The organism is Serratia sp. K1WW1 (assembly GCF_055790865.1).
The window spans coordinates 2,114,867-2,131,626 of the sequence record NZ_CM147697.1; the positions used below are offsets into that span (position 1 = coordinate 2,114,867).

Consider the following 16,760-nt stretch of genomic DNA (forward strand, 5'->3'; position numbering starts at 1 on the left):
AGATGTTCCGGGAATACATGGTGTTGTACCAGAAACGCTCTCTTAGGGAGCGTTTTTGTTTGCTGCTCATCCAAAATGCCCTCCAGTTGCACCAGCAAGGTGCGCCAGCAAATTCTCCTCGTTCTTTTCTAACGCTCGTTGCCCGCTAAAACCAGTGAGCCTCCTCATTTTTACGGCTGAGAGCGCCAGCAAATCGGCTCTATTTTTGTATGCGCCGTCACAATGGCTAGATTTTTGCTTGGATAAACGCGGGTAAATCGGTTGCGCTCTCGCGCAAATTATTTTCCCCGACTACACATAAAGTGACTGCTCCACGTCATTTACCCGTCGTCTTTCAAGCTGCAGCGTTGTTACCTGCGCTTGCACACCCCAGTCACTTACAAAAGTAAGCTCCTGGGGATGAGCAAGCTTGTCGTGTAGCAGTGCTGTACAGGGATGTACAAATGCCGCGAGCGCATGGACGCGCTAGAGCGGCCAACTTGAAATCCATAGGGTATACACCCGTCGTCCTGCAACTGCCGCCATTATTGGCCGCAATTTGCAATCTGCCGGGTCTACGGTCTTTCGCTAAAACAGTGCTGAGGAATGCAAAATGTCATTGAGATTGCTAAAAACCCCGCTTGCTGCTCTGCTTATTGGTTGTTTTAGTACGGCTTTTTCTGCACATGCCGATATCGTGATTGGCGTTGCCGGGCCATTCTCCGGCCCAAATGCCACCTATGGGGATCAATACTGGCGTGGGGCCTCGCAGGCTGCCGCAGACATCAATGCGGCCGGGGGGATTAAAGGGGAAAAAATCAAGCTGGTGCAAGGCGATGATGCTTGTGAACCTAAGCAGGCAGTCTCGGTAGCTAACCGGTTGGTCGATCAGGATCACGTCACTGCGGTGGTTGGGCACTTCTGCTCGTCTTCCACCATGCCCGCTTCGGAGGTCTATGACGAGGCTGGGATCATTGCTATCACACCTGGCTCCACCAACCCGCAAATCACCGAACGCGGCATGAATAACATGTTCCGCATGTGCGGCCGCGACGATCAGCAAGGGGTCATTGCCACCAATTACATGCTGGATACCCTGAAGGCGAAAAAGATCGCCGTCATCCATGATAAGGACACCTATGGCCAGGGGTTGGCAGATGCCGCCAAGGCAGAAATGAACAAACGTGGCGTGAAGGAAGTGATGTATGAAGGGCTGTCGCGCGGTGAGAAAGACTTTAACGCCCTGGTGACCAAAATCGCTTCGGTTAATCCAGACGTGGTGTACTTCGGCGGTTGCCACCCAGAGGCGGGTCCGCTGGTGCGCCAGATGCGTGAGCAAGGGGTGAAAGCCAAATTCTTCTCCGGCGACTGTATTGTTACCGAGGAGCTGGTAACGGCGGCCGGTGGGCCACAGTACACCACTGGCGTGCTGATGACCTTCGGTAACGATCCGCGTCAAATCCCAGAAGGGAAGGCGGTGATTGCCAAGTTCCGCGAGAGTGGGTTTGAGCCAGAAGGGTACACGCTGTACTCCTACGCATCGATCCAGGCGATCGCTGCAGCGTTCAATGCCACCGGCGGTAAAGATAGCACGAAGGCCAGCGAGTGGTTGAAATCTCACGATGTGGATACCGTGATGGGGAAAAAAGCCTGGGATAAAAAAGGTGACCTGAAGGTATCAGACTACGTGGTCTACCAATGGGATGACAAAGGCAAATATCACCAGCTCTGATGTAAAGATCAACGGATCCGAGCGTGTGGCGGATCCGTTCCTTAACCTCCTTTGGGCCGCGTGGTGCTGAACTTGCGGCCCGCCCATCAGGTGAGATTGCTTATTATGGATGTATTCTTCCTGCAACAGCTGATTAACGGCCTGACCCTTGGCGCGGTGTATGGCCTGATCGCCATCGGCTACACCATGGTGTACGGCATTATTGGCATGATCAACTTCGCCCACGGCGAGGTGTATATGATTTCTGCCTATCTGTGTGCGATTGGCCTGGCGCTGCTCTCCTTTTTTGGTCTGCACTCTTTCCCGCTGTTGATCCTGGGCACGCTGGTTTTCACCATCGTGGTCACCGGCGTTTATGGTTGGGTGATTGAACGTATCGCTTATAAACCGCTGCGTAACTCCACGCGTCTGGCTCCGCTGATTTCCGCTATCGGTATGTCGCTGATCTTGCAGAACTACGCGCAAATTAGTCAGGGGCCGCGCCAGCAGGGGATCCCCACGCTGCTGGACGGTGTTTTTCGGCTCAATTTTGATGGCGGTGTGATCCAGATTACCTACACCAAGGTCTTTATTCTGGTAGCTGCACTATTGGGTATGGTGGTGCTTACCTACGTGATCCAACGCACGCGCCTGGGACGTATCTGCCGGGCTACCCAACAAGATCGCAAGATGGCATCAATACTCGGCATCAATACCGATCGGGTGATCTCGCTGGTGTTTGTGATTGGCGCGGCGATGGCCGGGCTGGCCGGGGTGCTGGTCACCATGAACTACGGCACCTTCGATTTTTACGTGGGCTTTATTATCGGCGTCAAAGCCTTCACCGCAGCGGTGTTGGGGGGCATTGGCTCATTGCCCGGCGCGATGCTCGGAGGCTTGCTGCTTGGGGTGGCAGAGGCACAGTTCGCCGGCATGGTGAACTCGGATTACAAGGATGTGTTTTCATTCGGTCTGCTGGTGGTGATCCTGATTTTCCGCCCTCAGGGCCTGCTGGGGCGGCCAATGGTCGCTAAGGTGTGAGGGAAACTATGTCTCAATCCACAGTTCATCAAGGGCTGAGTATTAAACGCAGCCTGTTGGATGCCGTTCTCGCGGGCCTGATCGCGCTGATTGTGTTTGGCCCGATCGTCGGCATCGTGCTGGACGGCTACAGTTTCAACTTTGAGCCACGCCGCCTGGTGGTGATTATCGCGGTAGTGATGGTGGGGCGGCTGTTACTCAGCCTGTTTTTGCAAACGCCGTTGGGGCGCAGGGTGTCGGCACGTTTTGAAGGGGGCAATGACGGCGTTTATGTTCGGCCAGTCGGAGCCAGAACGAGCCTGCGTTGGATCCTGCCGTTACTGGTGGTGTTGGCATTGCTGTTCCCGTTTATGGCGACCAAATACCTGCTGACCGTGGCGATCCTCGGCCTGATTTATGTGTTGTTAGGGCTAGGATTGAACATTGTGGTGGGGCTGGCCGGGCTGCTCGATCTGGGTTACGTGGCGTTTTATGCCATTGGTGCCTACGGCCTGGCACTAGGCTATCAGTATCTTGGCCTGGGCTTTTGGGCGATGCTGCCGCTGGGGGCGTTGATGGCGGCGCTGGCTGGGGCGTTGCTGGGGTTCCCGGTGCTGCGTATGCACGGTGACTATCTGGCGATTGTGACGCTGGGTTTTGGTGAGATCATCCGCCTGGTGCTGAATAACTGGGTGTCGTTAACCGGTGGGCCAAACGGCGTTTCGGTTCCTGCTCCGACCCTGTTCGGCCTGGAATTTGGCCGCCGAGCCAAGGAAGGGGGAGTACCGATCCACGAGTTTCTTGGTATTACCTATAACCCCAACCTGAAGTTTATCTTTATCTACACGGTGCTGTGCCTGGTGGTGTTGCTGGTGCTGTTCGTCAAACATCGGTTGACGAGGATGCCGATAGGGCGTGCATGGGAAGCGTTACGGGAGGATGAAATTGCTTGCCGTTCGCTCGGGCTTAATCATGTGCTGGTCAAACTCTCGGCGTTTATGATGGGAGCTTCCACCGCGGGTATCGCCGGGGTGTTCTTTGCTACCTATCAAGGGTTCGTCAATCCAACGTCTTTTACCTTCTTTGAATCGGCGTTGATCTTGGCAATCGTGGTGCTGGGGGGAATGGGATCGACTATCGGCGTCGTGCTGGCTGCCTTTGTGCTGACGGTGGCCCCGGAACTGCTGCGCAGCTTTGCCGAATATCGAGTGTTGCTGTTTGGCGTACTGATGGTGTTGATGATGATCTGGCGGCCACGCGGCCTGGTGCGTATCAGCCGTAGCAGCTTTACGCCACGCAAGGGGGTAGCACCATGAGCGATGCCATTTTACGCGTTGAACATTTGATGATGCACTTCGGCGGCATCAAAGCGCTGAACGATGTGAACCTGGAAGTGGAACGTGGGTCGATCACCGCGTTGATCGGCCCGAACGGCGCGGGGAAAACCACGGTGTTTAACTGCCTGACGGGTTTTTACCGTGCCAGCGGCGGGGCGATCCTGCTCAATACCCACAAACGGCCCATTGATGTGATCCGTATCCTCGGGCAGAAATTCCGTGCAGGGGATTGGATTAACCCTGCACAACTGGGGTCGCGCCTTTACTACAAAATGTTTGGTGGCACACATCTGGTGAACCGTGCCGGATTGGCCCGCACCTTCCAGAATATCCGCCTGTTCCGTGAGATGTCGGTGGTGGAGAACCTGTTGGTGGCGCAACACCGTTTGAGTAACCGCAACCTGATTGCTGGTGTGCTCAATACGCCAGCCTATCGCCGGGCAGAAAATGAAGCACTGGACCGCGCATTTTACTGGCTGGAGGTGGTCGAGTTGGTGGACTGTGCCAACCGGCTGGCGGGGGAGATGTCCTACGGCCAGCAGCGGCGGCTGGAGATCGCCCGCGCGATGTGTACTACCCCGGAAATGATCTGCCTGGATGAGCCCGCCGCCGGGTTGAACCCGGTGGAAACCGCGACCCTGAGCCGGATCATCCGCTTTTTGCGCCAGCATCATGATATTACGGTGCTGCTGATCGAACATGATATGGGCATGGTGATGGAGATTTCCGACCGGGTGATCGTACTGGATCACGGCAATGTGATCGCCGAGGGGACGCCGCAGGAGATCCAACACAATGACAGCGTGATCGCCGCCTATCTGGGCGCAGACGAAGAGGAGCTGGCGGGATGAGCGAGGTGATGCTGGAATTTCGCGAGGTAGATGTCCATTACGGCCCGATCCAGGCGCTGCAACAGGTATCACTGCAGGTCAGGCAAGGGGAAACCGTAGCATTGATCGGGGCCAACGGGGCGGGGAAATCCACCTTGCTGATGTCAATCTTTGGCCAACCCCGCATCAGCGGTGGGCAGATCCTGTTTCAGGGGACGGATATCAGCCAGCGGTCGACGCATTTTGTGGCCAGTAGCGGCATCGCGCAGGCCCCAGAAGGGCGGCGGATTTTCCCCGACATGAGCGTAGAGGAAAATCTGCTGATGGGCACCATCACCCTCGGCAACCATTATGCTGCTGAAGATATGCAGCGTATGTATGAGCTGTTTCCGCGCCTGAAAGAGCGGCGTAATCAGCGGGCGATGACCATGTCCGGCGGTGAGCAGCAAATGTTGGCGATAGCCCGTGCGCTGATGAGCCGGCCAAAGCTGCTGTTGCTGGATGAGCCTAGCCTGGGGCTGGCACCGATCATCGTCAAACAGATCTTCAGCATTCTGCGCGAACTGGCCAACGGCGGCATGACAATTTTCCTGGTGGAGCAAAACGCCAACCATGCGCTGAAGCTGTCCGATCGGGGTTATGTCATGGTCAATGGGCAAATCCGCCTGAGCGGCAGCGGTGCCGAACTGCTGAGCAATCAGGAGGTGAGGAAGGCTTATCTGGGAGGCGCATAAAGGTAACCGCCCCGATGAGGGGCGCATTGAACATCCTCGATCCTAGGGGCGTCACATATGGCGCTCCTACTGTTGAAAAAAACAGCGCCACAAAAACGTGATCTAGGTCGCATTCTGGTTACAGGTTAGTTAAAATGGCACCACTGCCAGCCCCTGTTCCGGAACACCTACAATGGATGAAATCAGCACTTCCCGCTCGACCGCCTGGATGCGCGTGGTCGTCTTGGCCATTTCGGCATTTATCTTTAATACCACCGAATTTATCCCAGTCGGGTTATTGAGTGATATTGCCCAAAGCTTTGGGATGCAAACCGAGCAGGTGGGGCTGATCATCACGATTTATGCCTGGATCGTTGCCACGATGTCGCTGGTCTGTATGTTGCTGACCAGCAAGATTGAACGGCGTAAGCTGCTGATCGGGGTATTTATCCTGTTTATTGCTAGCCATGTGCTCACCGCGGTGGCCTGGAACTTCACCATCTTGGTGATCTCGCGTGCCGGTGTGGCGCTGGCGCACTCGGTGTTCTGGTCGATCACCGCGTCATTGGCCATTCGTGTCGCGCCAGCAGGCAAAAAGGCACAGGCGTTAAGTATGCTGGCGGGGGGGACCGCGCTGGCGATGGTGTTGGGCTTACCGTTAGGGCGAGTGGTGGGGCAGTTACTCGGTTGGCGTATGACGTTTATTGGCATTGCCGTGTGCGCCACCCTGGCGTTGGTGATGCTGTGGCGCTTGCTGCCGGTGCTGAAAAGCGAGCATTCCGGTTCACTGGCCAGCGTTCCCCTGCTGTTCAAACGCCCGGAACTGGTCAGCCTGTATATGTTGACCATCATCGTGGTGACGGCGCACTTTACTGCCTACAGCTACATCGAGCCCTTTATCCAGACCGTGGCCGGGTTATCTGCCAACTTCACCACCTTAATGTTGTTGCTGTTTGGCGCTGCGGGTATTATTGGCAGCCTGCTGTTCAGCCGCTACAGCGAACGTTTCCCGTCGGGTTTCTTTATGGGGGCAATTGGCCTGCTGGCCCTCAGCCTGTTATTGCTGTTGCCCGCCTCCGGTAATGAAACGACCTTGACGTTGCTGTGTGTGGTCTGGGGCATGGCCATCATGGCGATTGGCCTTTCCATGCAGGCGAAGGTGCTCAGTCTGGCACCGGATGCGACCGATGTCTCAATGGCGATCTTCTCCGGTTTGTATAACTTTGGGATCGGCGGCGGGGCGTTGTTGGGCAACCAGGTCAGCCTGCATCTGGGAATGCCGAACATTGGTTTCGTCGGCGCGCCGTTGGCCCTGATCGCCCTTGGCTGGTGTATCTTGAGTTTCTACCGCAGCGAACGCTTCCAGCACCATCGTGCCTGATCCACGTTCCCTTGATTGCCGGGCCCGGCAATCAAGGGCTATCTAAGACGTACCTTCTCTTTAGCTCCCATCTTTTGCTACCAGATACGCAAAATATCAACGCTCATGTTTCACCGTCATCGAAATGCTGGGATCGGCCCCCAGCTTCATCATTGTGGCCAATGTCTCTCGTCCCAAGCTCCGACATAATGCAATTTATAGGTTTACACCTATATAGCTTTTGACCTATATTGCTAAGGAGCACATGTGTGGGAGATTAAAACAACGGATACGTTTGACGAGTGGTTCAGCCGGTTGGAGGATACTGACAGAGCTTCTGTGCTGGCGTCACTCATTGTACTACGTGAAAAAGGTCCTCAGTTGCCCAGACCTTATGCCGACACGGTAAAGGGATCGCGCTACAGCAACATGAAGGAACTACGTGTGCAAAGCCGAGGCATACCGATACGGGCATTCTTTGCCTTTGACCCACGTCGTCGCGGTATTTTGCTTTGTGCTGGTAACAAAGCCGGTAATGAGAAGCGTTTTTATGAGGTGATGATCCCGATTGCCGATCGGGAGTTTACCCAATTTCTGAATACAGCAGAGAACAAGGAGTAGGCCAATGGGCAGAACACTGGAACAAATCCTGGCGGAAGAAAAACCCGAGGTAGTGGCCAGCGCTGAGTGCATTGCGGCGGATACGCTGCTCAATATTCACCTGGCCGAGCTACGTGAGCGGGTGCAGAAAACCCAGGTCGAAATGGCGCAGGCACTTGGCATCAAACAACCCACCGTGGCGGGCATGGAAAAACCAGGCCGCGATCTGAAGCTCTCCTCGCTCAAACGCTATATCGAGGCCGCGGGGGGCAAGCTGCGTCTGGATATCGAGCTGCCAGATGGTTCCCACTACGGGTTTGTTATTTAATCAACTGGCTCGATGATTCAACCCAAAATCAGTTGTGCATCGGTTTGAACGCTGTAGCTTGCCAGGCGACGGGTATATATTGTTTGCCTATCGTCGGTAATAGCAGCGTCTGAACTTTGCGCCATCTTATTAGGAGTTTGATTATGTCCAGCATTCATCTGTCAGGTACCTTTGCGCTCGGCACGCATACCGTCAAGCGGCTCGGCTATGGCGCCATGCAGCTCGCCGGGCCGGGGGTTTTCGGTCCGCCGAAGGATCCTGAAACGGCCATCGCGGTTCTGCGTGAAGTGGTTGCCAACGGGGTCAACCATATCGATACCAGCGATTTTTATGGCCCGCATTACACCAATCAAATTATTCGCCAGGCACTGCATCCTTATGCCGACGATCTGGTCATTGTCACCAAGATCGGTGCTCGCCGCGATGGGCAAGGCGCATGGTTGCCTGCTTTTTCTCCGGCTGAACTGACCCAGGCCGTGCATGACAACCTGCGTAATCTGGGGTTGGATGTGCTTGATGTGGTCAATCTGCGCTGCATGTTTGATGCACATGGCCCGGCAGAGGGGTCGATTGAAGAGCCATTCTCCGTGTTAGCCGAGCTACAACAGCAGGGGCTGGTCCGCCATATCGGGCTGAGCAATGTCACCTCGGCTCAGGTTGCGCAAGGGCAGAAGATTTGTGAGATTGTCTGCGTACAGAATAATTACAACCTGGTACATCGGGATGACGACGCACTGATCGACGAACTGGCTGGCAAGGGCATTGCCTATGTGCCGTTCTTCCCGCTGGGTGGGTTCACGCCGTTGCAGTCTACGACGTTGTCAGAAGTTGCGCAGCAGGTGGGAGCCTCGCCTATGCAAGTGGCACTTGCCTGGTTGCTGCAGCGTTCACCCAACATTCTGCTGATCCCAGGGACATCTTCCCCGGCACATCTGAAAGAGAATCTTGCCGCAGCCCAACTCAAACTGCCGAGCGAAGCTATTGCGAAGTTGAATGCGATCTAAGGCAACCCGACAACTATAACCTCTGCGGGAGCCCTGGGTTCCCGCTAAAAATATATCCTCCTAGTATTCCCAACTCTCTACGTATCAACGCCAGTCCTGTTTTCTTTAATGTATTAATAAAATCCATTCTTGCCAGGAAAGAGACAAATTTTGTCTTAAATGTGTCCATTTTATAAGATGATTGTTAATATGTTAACGAATAACCACCAAGACTCACGCCCATAACCGCTGAGGCGTTATTGATGATAAAGGAGCCGCTATGCCACCTGCCTTTACTAACCGGCCGCCACGATGGTTGATCCCGCTACTGGGATCGCTGGTGGCTTTTGGCCCACTGTCGATTGATATGTATCTACCTGCGTTACCCGCGATGGGGCAACAACTGCATGCCACACAGGGGCAGATGCAGCATACATTGGGATCATTCTTTGCCGGTTTTTGCATCGGCATGTTGCTGTACGGGCCACTTAGCGATCGGCTAGGCAGGCGAAAGCTGTTGCTGAGCGGCATGTTGCTGTTTGTGATTGCCAGCGTGCTCTGTACGCAGGTCACTCAGGTTGAGCAACTGGTGGTACTGCGGGCGTTACAGGCATTTGGTAGCGGGGCCGCTGTAGTGATGGCGCGCGCCATTGCCAGGGATGTTTACGCCTCGGATGAGCTGCCCAGAGTGTTATCGCTGATGACGCTGGTTACCATGATTGCACCGCTGCTGGCCCCGCTGTTAGGTGGTGCTTTGCTGACGGTCTTTGACTGGCAAGCCATCTTCATGTTGTTGGCGGTGGTGGGTTGTATCAGCGGGTTATTGGTGTTCTGGGTACTGCCGGAGACGTTAAAGACCCCGCCAGGGCAGTCAGGCAGCATCCTGAAAGCGTTTCATAACTATTGCCTGTTGGTCCGTGACAGAGAAGCAATGGGCATTATTGCTACCCTGGCGTTTTCCTTCGCGGGCATGTTTGCCTTTATCAGCGGTTCTCCCTTTGTCTACATCAGCTACTTCCAGGTGCCCGCTCAGTATTACGGGCTGCTGTTTGGTTGCAACGTCATTGGCATGATCGCCGTGCTGCTGCTGAACGTGCGGATGCTGAAGGTCTACAGCCTGCCGCGCCTATTGATGATACAAAGCAGCGCCCAGGTGTTGTTTGGGTTGTTGCTACTGGTGTTCCATCAGCAGAGCCTGTCCATCCTGGTGATCCTGGTGGTGTTGTTTATGTCGCTGGTGAATGCTATTGGCACCAACAGCCTGTCGCTATTGTTGCAACAGCGTGGCCAACAGGCTGGGAGTGCCAGCGCGCTCGCTATCTCATTGCAGTTTGGCATGGGGGCGTTGGCAAGCCTGGCCGTTTCCTGGTTGCAGGATGACACGCCGTTTGCCATGACGTTGGTGATGGCCGTCTGCGCGGCGCTAGGTTGGGTAGGGCAGAGGGTGTCTGTGGCGCGAATAGGTTCACGGCTGCATGAATAGGTAGGATGCGGTGGTGAGGTTTTCATGCGCATTGCCGTTGCCGACAATGCGCATGAGGTTGACCGATTTAAGTCACTGGCTATTGGCAATAATACCGCGCAACAGCTTCTTCAAAATGCCCACTTCGTCTGCCGTGAAGGCGGACAGGACCTGCTCTTGCTGTTTGGCGGCAATATCTCGCAGCACGCTGGCCTGGCGTTCGCCTGCCTCGGTCAAGTGATGGCCATTCTCGGTGCTGGATACCAAGCCTTTACGGTATAACGCTTCCTGTGCTTCTTCGATCTCTCTGGTTGGCATCGCCATTTCCGTCAGCAGGCAGGCCTTATCAAGGCAGGCGTCGCTGTCCAACACCAGCAGCATTCTGGCCTCGCTGGCCCGCAACCCGGTGGAGAGCTGCTTGGGCTGGTAGCTGCTTTGATAGCTGCGCAGCGCCTGGGTGAGCAAGTAGAAGACGTTGTTATTCAGGCGCTCTTGCCTGGCGCTGCCTACTGCGTTCTGTGCAGCGCGCTCCGCCACCTGCGGGTAAGGCAGCACCATGGAATAGGATCCCTGATGATACACCAGCGGTGCGCGGCCCAGATCGTCAAACGCGACCACTTTGCCAATCAGGATCCAATGGTCACCGCCGTCAACCTGCTGATATTTCTCGCACTGAAAGCGTGCGGCACAGTCGGTAAGCAAAGGCACGTCACCCGCGCCGACCTCCACCTCAATCCCGGCAAATTTATCCTCGCTGGGGCGGGCGAAACGATTGGAAATATCCATCTGATCGGCGGCCAGCACATTAATGGCGAAGTGGCTGGCTTGTTCAAAGATCGCATAGCTGCCGGAGCGTTTATCAATGCTCCATAATACCAACGGCGGATCCAGTGATACCGAGTTAAAGCTATTGGCCGTGACTCCCACGCGGGTGCCATCTGCGGTTGCTGCTGTCACCACCGTCACGCCGGTGGCGAAATTACCCAGCGCACGGCGAAATGCGCGGGGATCCAAGGCTGGTTCTGTGTGATGTGTCATTAAATAGGAACTCCTGCTCGTTACACCATCGTCGGATCGGGTTCTAATCCCATCAACTCGCGGCCTAATATCTGTGCGCAGACATCGTAATCGGTATAGGCATGTGCCCCGGTCATGTGTGAGTCGCGGAACAGGCGTTGGATCTCATTGCTTTCCATCCAACTGGTTGCCCCTGCGGCGCTGAACAAGCGATCAACCGATTCGATACACATTTTGACCGCGTAGGCCTGGTTGGTACGCCAGAACGTCAATGTCTGGTGAGAAGGATATTGGTGCTTACGGCCGTGTTCGGCATGTTCTTGCCAGGTTTTTTCCAAAAAGGCGCGGGCGGCAGCAACCTGATGGGTGGACTCAGCCAGACGCATCAGCGCCGGGGTGGCCGTTCCCACGCTGGCTCCGGTATAGGCTCGCACGCGGTTTTGGGTTTTTTCTTTAAAGGCGACCAGCATACGCTCCGCAACGCCAAGGCTGATGGCGGCAAAACCGCAGGCGAAATAGGGGCGATAGGGCGAGTAGAAAATATTACTGTCCGGGTAGAGGCCGAAACCCGCAGAGCGCCCGTGCATCATATCCTGAGCGGCTTCAATGCGGTGGTTCGGCACGAAGGCATTTTTAATGACCAGCGTTTTGGAACCGCTGCCGCGCATGCCAACCGCAAACCAGTCATCACGAATTTCGTAATCGCTGCGTGGGATCACGCCAAAGCTGTAAAGCAACTCACCTTCGGCGTTTTTGCGGCGAAAGCCGACAATCGCCCATTCGGCGTGGTCACAACCGCTGCTCCAGCCCATTTCACCGCTCAGATAAACACCGCCTTCGGCTTCCTCAATACGCCCAAACGGGGCAATACTGCTGCTGGCGGTGGCATCTGGATTATCTCCCCAGAACTCTTGTTGCAGTTTGGGGGAGAACATCGCTATCTGATGGCTGTGGGTGCATAGCAGGCTGAAAGCCCAGGCCGTTCCGCCACAGGCTCCGGCCAGCGCGGCGACACAGTCGGTGAATTCTGGCAGGGAGATTTCCAGGCCACCGAATTTTTTCGGTTGGAATACCCGGTGCATACCTATGCTTTTTAACAAACGGATATTCTCATCCGGTACTTTTCGTTCGCTTTCCGCCTGTGCGGCATTGGCAGCGATAAGTGGCAGAATGGGCAGTAATTTTTCCAGCATCGGGTTGCTAGTTTTCATCAGTTGTTTCCCTCGGTAGGGGTGGGCGTGGCATGAGTATGGGGGATGGGTATTTTAATGGAATGTAACATTCAGGTAAAAAATTGTACTTTTCATGTTAAATGTTGAGGGTGTGATCTGGAGGCGGGTTCTGAGGGTCTGGGTGTGAGGTCCTCGGTTAGTCAGCTGCCGTCGGCTGATGTATTTATTGACTTATAGAATGGTCAATCTACAATCAGTGCAGGACTAATAGCGTTAAGTGCAAAAAATAGCAGGCAACATGAAAAAAAATCTTGGTAGACCTCGAGAGTTTCACCCGCAGGATTTTCTTGATGCTGCGCTTAGCGTGTTTTGGATGAAAGGTTTTCACGCTACATCAATGGCTGATTTAATGCAGGTATCGGGTTTAGCCAGCGCGAGCATCTACAAGCTATATCCGGATAAAAGGTCCATTTTTCTGGCTGCGCTAACGCAGTATATGGATGATGGTTTGCGGAGAATGGAAAAGCGCGCAGGTGAGCAGGATCCTGAAAACGCCCTGAGAGAAACGCTGGATTACTGTGCTTTACTTTCTACCGACGCAGATGGCATACGAGGGTGCTTCACCATTGCAACTGCAAGTGAGTTGCTCCCAGGCGACAAGGATATCTACGAAAAAGTCAGCTATATGTTCAGCGGAATTAAAAAAAACCTGTTGTTCATCATCAAGCAGGGCCAACAGCAAGGCGTATTCAGGCTGGATGTCAAGGCAGAGATTATGGCTGAAAGCCTCTTTATGATGCTTGAAGGAATGCGTGTTTATGGCAAGGTCAAGCCTGACTTTTCTGTCCTCAAGCAGGCAAACGAATTTATCATGATGAGTGTATTAAAGACGGAGCAGATTGATAGCACGCTCTCACCCGGAGGCATTTAATGTTTATGCCAGGAATGCTTGTACGCCTACGCAAACGGCCTGAAATTATGGTCGTCAGTGGAACCACTTCTGATAAGGGATGGGTGTATTGCTGTTGGTATGAGCGAGGTGAGCTAAAGCGGCAGAGTTTTAGTGCAGGAGAGTTAACCGTTATTGAAGCAGGCTATAATTATCTCAGTTTTACCTGAATGCAGTGACAGGTTTTTTATCTCGATCAATAAATACGACTGGGTGATGGGTGTGACTGGGAATAAGCTCGAATTGCATAGACAGAATAAAGGTATTAACAGGCCGGGCCGACTAGAACCCGGTTTTATGTGGTGAGTTTTTACAGTCTTAACCAGATGATGCCGTGTTTTGCATCCACCGGGCGATGGTCCAGGTAAAAGAAGCCCTTTATTTATGATTTACCTTGTTGCTTTGATTATAAAACGACTCACAGACTGAAGTTTCTCAATGGTCTCCTCGAGTTCTCGCTCAGGCAGTGATTGGTTTATGATCCCAGCCCCAGCTTGCAGTGCATACCCACTTTCCAGTTTATATAGCGATCGCAAAACCAGCGCGGCATCCTGTTCACCTTGGCTATTGAACATGAAAACACTGCCGCTATAGGGACCGCGTGGGTGAGGTTCCAAGCGTTTTATTGCCTCGATCGCGGGGTGTTTCGGAATACCTGAAGCGGTTACCGCCGGGAACAGTGCGCCAAAGGCGTGCCAGGCGTTGAAATCAGGAGCTAATTGTCCTTTTACCCGGGATGCCAAATGTTGCACGCTGCCGCGTAATGAGACACTCATGAAATCGCTGACGTGTGTCGAGCCGTTAACACATAAGGTGGCCAGTTCTTCCATCGCCAGTTTTACCGATACTGCGTGCTCGGCAATCTCTTTCGTGTCATTAGTGAGTACCTTGCGTAAACGCTTATTTTCCGCTTCATCGTGAGTTAACGCACGTGTCCCCGCTAACGGTTGAGTACTTACCGCTCCTGTCTCTGAGACTTCAACTATCGTCTCAGGGCTAAACCCAACCAATTCGTTACCGTTTAATTTAACGGCAAATGAACGGGCGGGTGTGTTGTGGCGACGACCAAGATGGTAGCTGGCCAACAGATCGACTGGCTCAGCCAGTGTGATCCGGCGTGACAGAATGACTTTTTGATACTGACCGCGCTGGATTTCCGTTACCGCTTTAGCGACGCGCTGGCAATAGCCGTGGGCATCCTGCTCGCGAACCAACTTCGCGACCGATGCTAGCCATGTGGTCTCACTGGCGGGAACAATCGCTGTGCGATCGGCATGCTGTACACGTGTTGCCAGATGTTGTAAATCACTATCGGAATGGGTAATCAGTTTGGCGCGACCAGCGCTAAGTTGGACCTGATAACGCGGAATGAAAAGCGTTAGCAGCGGGACATTGTCAGGCAGGTTGGCTGGCGAAACGCCATGGATTAAATGAGCTAACTCAAATTGACTCATCCCATACGCTTGCCAGCTGTTGAAAGGTAGAGCATTCAAGGCCTGCTGAAGATCCTCCTGCCAGTTGCCGCTTTGCCAGCATTGCTTCGCGAGGCCCGCCAGGCTAAGTTCAGCGCGATTGGCGTAGAGCGTAATTTGCGCCTGGCTGTCGATACCTATATCCCATTCTCCGTCACGTTCGTAAGCGATGTAGCACTTCTCCTCGCTTTCCAGCAGGTGATAAACCACGTCTAACGGCGTTGCTTGTAGGGCAAGCGTCTGGTGGTTATCACAGGCTGCCAGTACGTGCTGGGCAGTGGCAGCCAGTTGGCGCTTATCGATTTTGCCGACCACCGTTAACGGCCAGTCTTTCACACGTAATAGTTGATCCGGCAGTTTATAATCGCTCAGCCCCTGCTGTTGCAGGTAGCCACGCAGAATAGTGAGCGTCAGCGACGTGTCTCCCTGCACACAGGCGCAGATGCGCTCGCCGAGGCGTTCGTCGGCAACGCCTACTACCACGCAGCCCAAAACGGCTTGATGGCTGTCAATCAGTGACTCTATTTCTGCGCAGCCAATCTTCTCTCCTGCGCGATTGATCTGCTCCTTGAGTCTCCCTTCAACCACGATGTTGCCTGCCGCGGTGAGGCGAACGATATCACCAGAGCGATAAAAATGATCGGGCGTAAATGCCTGTAGATTCTGTGCTTCAGCGCGATAGTATCCGCCAATGGTGTAGGGACCGTGGGTGAGCAACTCGCCAGCGTTTCCCGGTTTAACCGGTAATCCATCCTGATCGACCACCCGTATCTGGTCAGCGTTTGAAATCGGACGACCTTGGGTATGTAAAATAACCTCATCCGTATCGTCCAGCCGTGTGCAGCAAATCAGGCCTTCTGCCATACCGAAAACCTGCTGTAACTGGCAGTTAAAGGTTGGTTTTACCTTCGCCGCCAGCGTGCTTTCCAGACGTGCACCGCCAACCTGAATCAGCTGCAAACAGGAAAGATCGCTGTCGTCCCAGGCGCGGCACTCAAGCCAAAGATTAAGCAGAGGCGGCACGAGGGCGGTAAAGGTGACCTTCTCCTGTTCAATCAGCGGGAAAACCTCGTCGCAGCCGGAGGTTTGCGCCAATACTACCTTGCCGCCTGAGAGTAGAGTGCCCAGCACGCCGGGGCAGGATAGGGTGAAGTTATGTGCCACGGCTAATGTCGCCAGATAAACGCTTTGAGGGGTGAGCTGGCAGATCTCCGACATCCGGCGCGCGTTGTAGAATTAATCAGCGTGGGTACGTGGGATCAACTTTGGCGTGCCGGTACTGCCACCAGAGAGCAGCAGTAATGCAATATCCTCAGCGTGCGGTGCCTGGAACGATTGCGGTTCATGCTGGAATGTCGACATCAGGACGTCGTCCGTGTTCACCTGCCAGTGCTGTAGGTTGGGGTGTTTTGCGACAATATCCTTTGCCAGCATCTGATAGTCATTGCCGAGATAGCGGGTGGGATAGAGCCAGGCTTCAGGTTCGGCCAGTTGACACAGCATGTCAATATCCGACGCTTGCTGCCCCGGCATCGCCAGAATCGGGCGTGCGCCGAGGCGAAACAGCGCAAACAGTGTGGCGACCAGACCGATACAGTTTGGCAGTTGCAGCAGCACGTTATTGCCTGAGCGGATCCCTCTTGCGGCGAAGCCCGCTGCCAGCCGGTCGGCCAGAGTGTCAAGACCAGCGTAGCTGAGCCGCCGTTGGCCAGCTACCAGTGCGATCTGGGTGGGCTGCTGACGTGCCCACAGACGCAGTTGCTCACCAAGCGGCTGATCGACCCAATAGCCAGATTGCCGGTAGTGCACACGCTCGCTTTCGCTCCA

The 16,760-nt window shown here is 54.4% G+C and carries 14 protein-coding genes and 1 pseudogene; 11 read left to right on the forward strand and 4 right to left on the reverse strand.

What is annotated here, in order from left to right:
- The first annotated feature begins 592 nt into the window (after nucleotides 1-592).
- From ACX9GU_RS09570 to ACX9GU_RS09615, 10 genes are all read left to right on the forward strand, one after another.
- The gene (locus tag ACX9GU_RS09570; RefSeq protein WP_473194583.1) at nucleotides 593-1,711 is read left to right on the forward strand and encodes a branched-chain amino acid ABC transporter substrate-binding protein; all 1,119 of its coding nucleotides are present in this window, start codon (nucleotides 593-595) and stop codon (nucleotides 1,709-1,711) included.
- Between the two features lie 105 nt (nucleotides 1,712-1,816).
- A complete protein-coding gene (locus ACX9GU_RS09575; protein WP_473194584.1) occupies nucleotides 1,817-2,731 on the forward strand; it encodes an ABC transporter permease subunit in 915 nt (304 codons plus the stop codon).
- Between the two features lie 8 nt (nucleotides 2,732-2,739).
- Complete coding sequence (livM, locus tag ACX9GU_RS09580) at nucleotides 2,740-4,026, forward strand: high-affinity branched-chain amino acid ABC transporter permease LivM (RefSeq protein WP_473194585.1); 1,287 nt, start codon at nucleotides 2,740-2,742, stop codon at nucleotides 4,024-4,026.
- Nucleotides 4,023-4,898, forward strand: a complete 876-nt coding sequence (locus ACX9GU_RS09585) for an ABC transporter ATP-binding protein (protein ID WP_024485157.1) — start codon at nucleotides 4,023-4,025, stop codon at nucleotides 4,896-4,898. The genes livM and ACX9GU_RS09585 overlap by 4 nt, the downstream gene beginning before the upstream one ends.
- A complete protein-coding gene (locus tag ACX9GU_RS09590) occupies nucleotides 4,895-5,611 on the forward strand; it encodes an ABC transporter ATP-binding protein (RefSeq protein ID WP_024485156.1) in 717 nt (238 codons plus the stop codon). The genes ACX9GU_RS09585 and ACX9GU_RS09590 overlap by 4 nt, the downstream gene beginning before the upstream one ends.
- A gap of 172 nt (nucleotides 5,612-5,783) precedes the next feature.
- Nucleotides 5,784-6,971 carry a sugar transporter gene (locus ACX9GU_RS09595; RefSeq protein ID WP_473194586.1) on the forward strand — a complete coding sequence of 396 codons (1,188 nt, stop codon included), beginning with the start codon at nucleotides 5,784-5,786 and terminating at the stop codon, nucleotides 6,969-6,971.
- A 246-nt stretch (nucleotides 6,972-7,217) separates the two neighbouring features.
- A complete protein-coding gene (locus ACX9GU_RS09600) occupies nucleotides 7,218-7,571 on the forward strand; it encodes a type II toxin-antitoxin system RelE/ParE family toxin (RefSeq protein ID WP_218519157.1) in 354 nt (117 codons plus the stop codon).
- Between the two features lie 4 nt (nucleotides 7,572-7,575).
- Entirely contained in the window at nucleotides 7,576-7,878 is a 303-nt protein-coding gene (locus ACX9GU_RS09605; RefSeq protein WP_473194587.1) for a helix-turn-helix domain-containing protein, read from the forward strand.
- Nucleotides 7,879-8,021: 143 nt separating this feature from the next.
- On the forward strand, nucleotides 8,022-8,882 hold the full coding sequence (locus ACX9GU_RS09610) for an aldo/keto reductase family oxidoreductase (RefSeq protein ID WP_473194588.1): 861 nt from the start codon (nucleotides 8,022-8,024) through the stop codon (nucleotides 8,880-8,882).
- Between the two features lie 259 nt (nucleotides 8,883-9,141).
- The gene (locus ACX9GU_RS09615; RefSeq protein ID WP_473194589.1) at nucleotides 9,142-10,344 is read left to right on the forward strand and encodes a Bcr/CflA family multidrug efflux MFS transporter; all 1,203 of its coding nucleotides are present in this window, start codon (nucleotides 9,142-9,144) and stop codon (nucleotides 10,342-10,344) included.
- A gap of 72 nt (nucleotides 10,345-10,416) precedes the next feature.
- On the opposite strand, the gene ACX9GU_RS09620 is transcribed toward ACX9GU_RS09615, so the two are convergent.
- Nucleotides 10,417-11,361 carry a p-hydroxyphenylacetate 3-hydroxylase reductase component gene (locus ACX9GU_RS09620; RefSeq protein WP_473194590.1) on the reverse strand — a complete coding sequence of 315 codons (945 nt, stop codon included), beginning with the start codon at nucleotides 11,359-11,361 and terminating at the stop codon, nucleotides 10,417-10,419.
- A gap of 20 nt (nucleotides 11,362-11,381) precedes the next feature.
- On the reverse strand, nucleotides 11,382-12,551 hold the full coding sequence (locus ACX9GU_RS09625) for a p-hydroxyphenylacetate 3-hydroxylase oxygenase component (protein WP_473194591.1): 1,170 nt from the start codon (nucleotides 12,549-12,551) through the stop codon (nucleotides 11,382-11,384).
- 259 nt (nucleotides 12,552-12,810) lie between these two features.
- Between ACX9GU_RS09625 and ACX9GU_RS09630 the strand changes: the two genes are divergently transcribed.
- Nucleotides 12,811-13,443: a TetR/AcrR family transcriptional regulator gene (locus ACX9GU_RS09630; protein WP_473194592.1), complete on the forward strand. Its 633-nt coding sequence runs from the start codon at nucleotides 12,811-12,813 to the stop codon at nucleotides 13,441-13,443.
- Between the two features lie 407 nt (nucleotides 13,444-13,850).
- On the opposite strand, the gene ACX9GU_RS09635 is transcribed toward ACX9GU_RS09630, so the two are convergent.
- Together ACX9GU_RS09635 and ACX9GU_RS09640 are read right to left on the reverse strand one after the other, a co-directional pair.
- The gene (locus ACX9GU_RS09635; protein WP_473195148.1) at nucleotides 13,851-15,143 is read right to left on the reverse strand and encodes a salicylate synthase; all 1,293 of its coding nucleotides are present in this window, start codon (nucleotides 15,141-15,143) and stop codon (nucleotides 13,851-13,853) included.
- A gap of 63 nt (nucleotides 15,144-15,206) precedes the next feature.
- Nucleotides 15,207-16,742: pseudogene (locus ACX9GU_RS09640) on the reverse strand ((2,3-dihydroxybenzoyl)adenylate synthase); the annotation flags it as partial.
- Nucleotides 16,743-16,760: the final 18 nt, after the last annotated feature.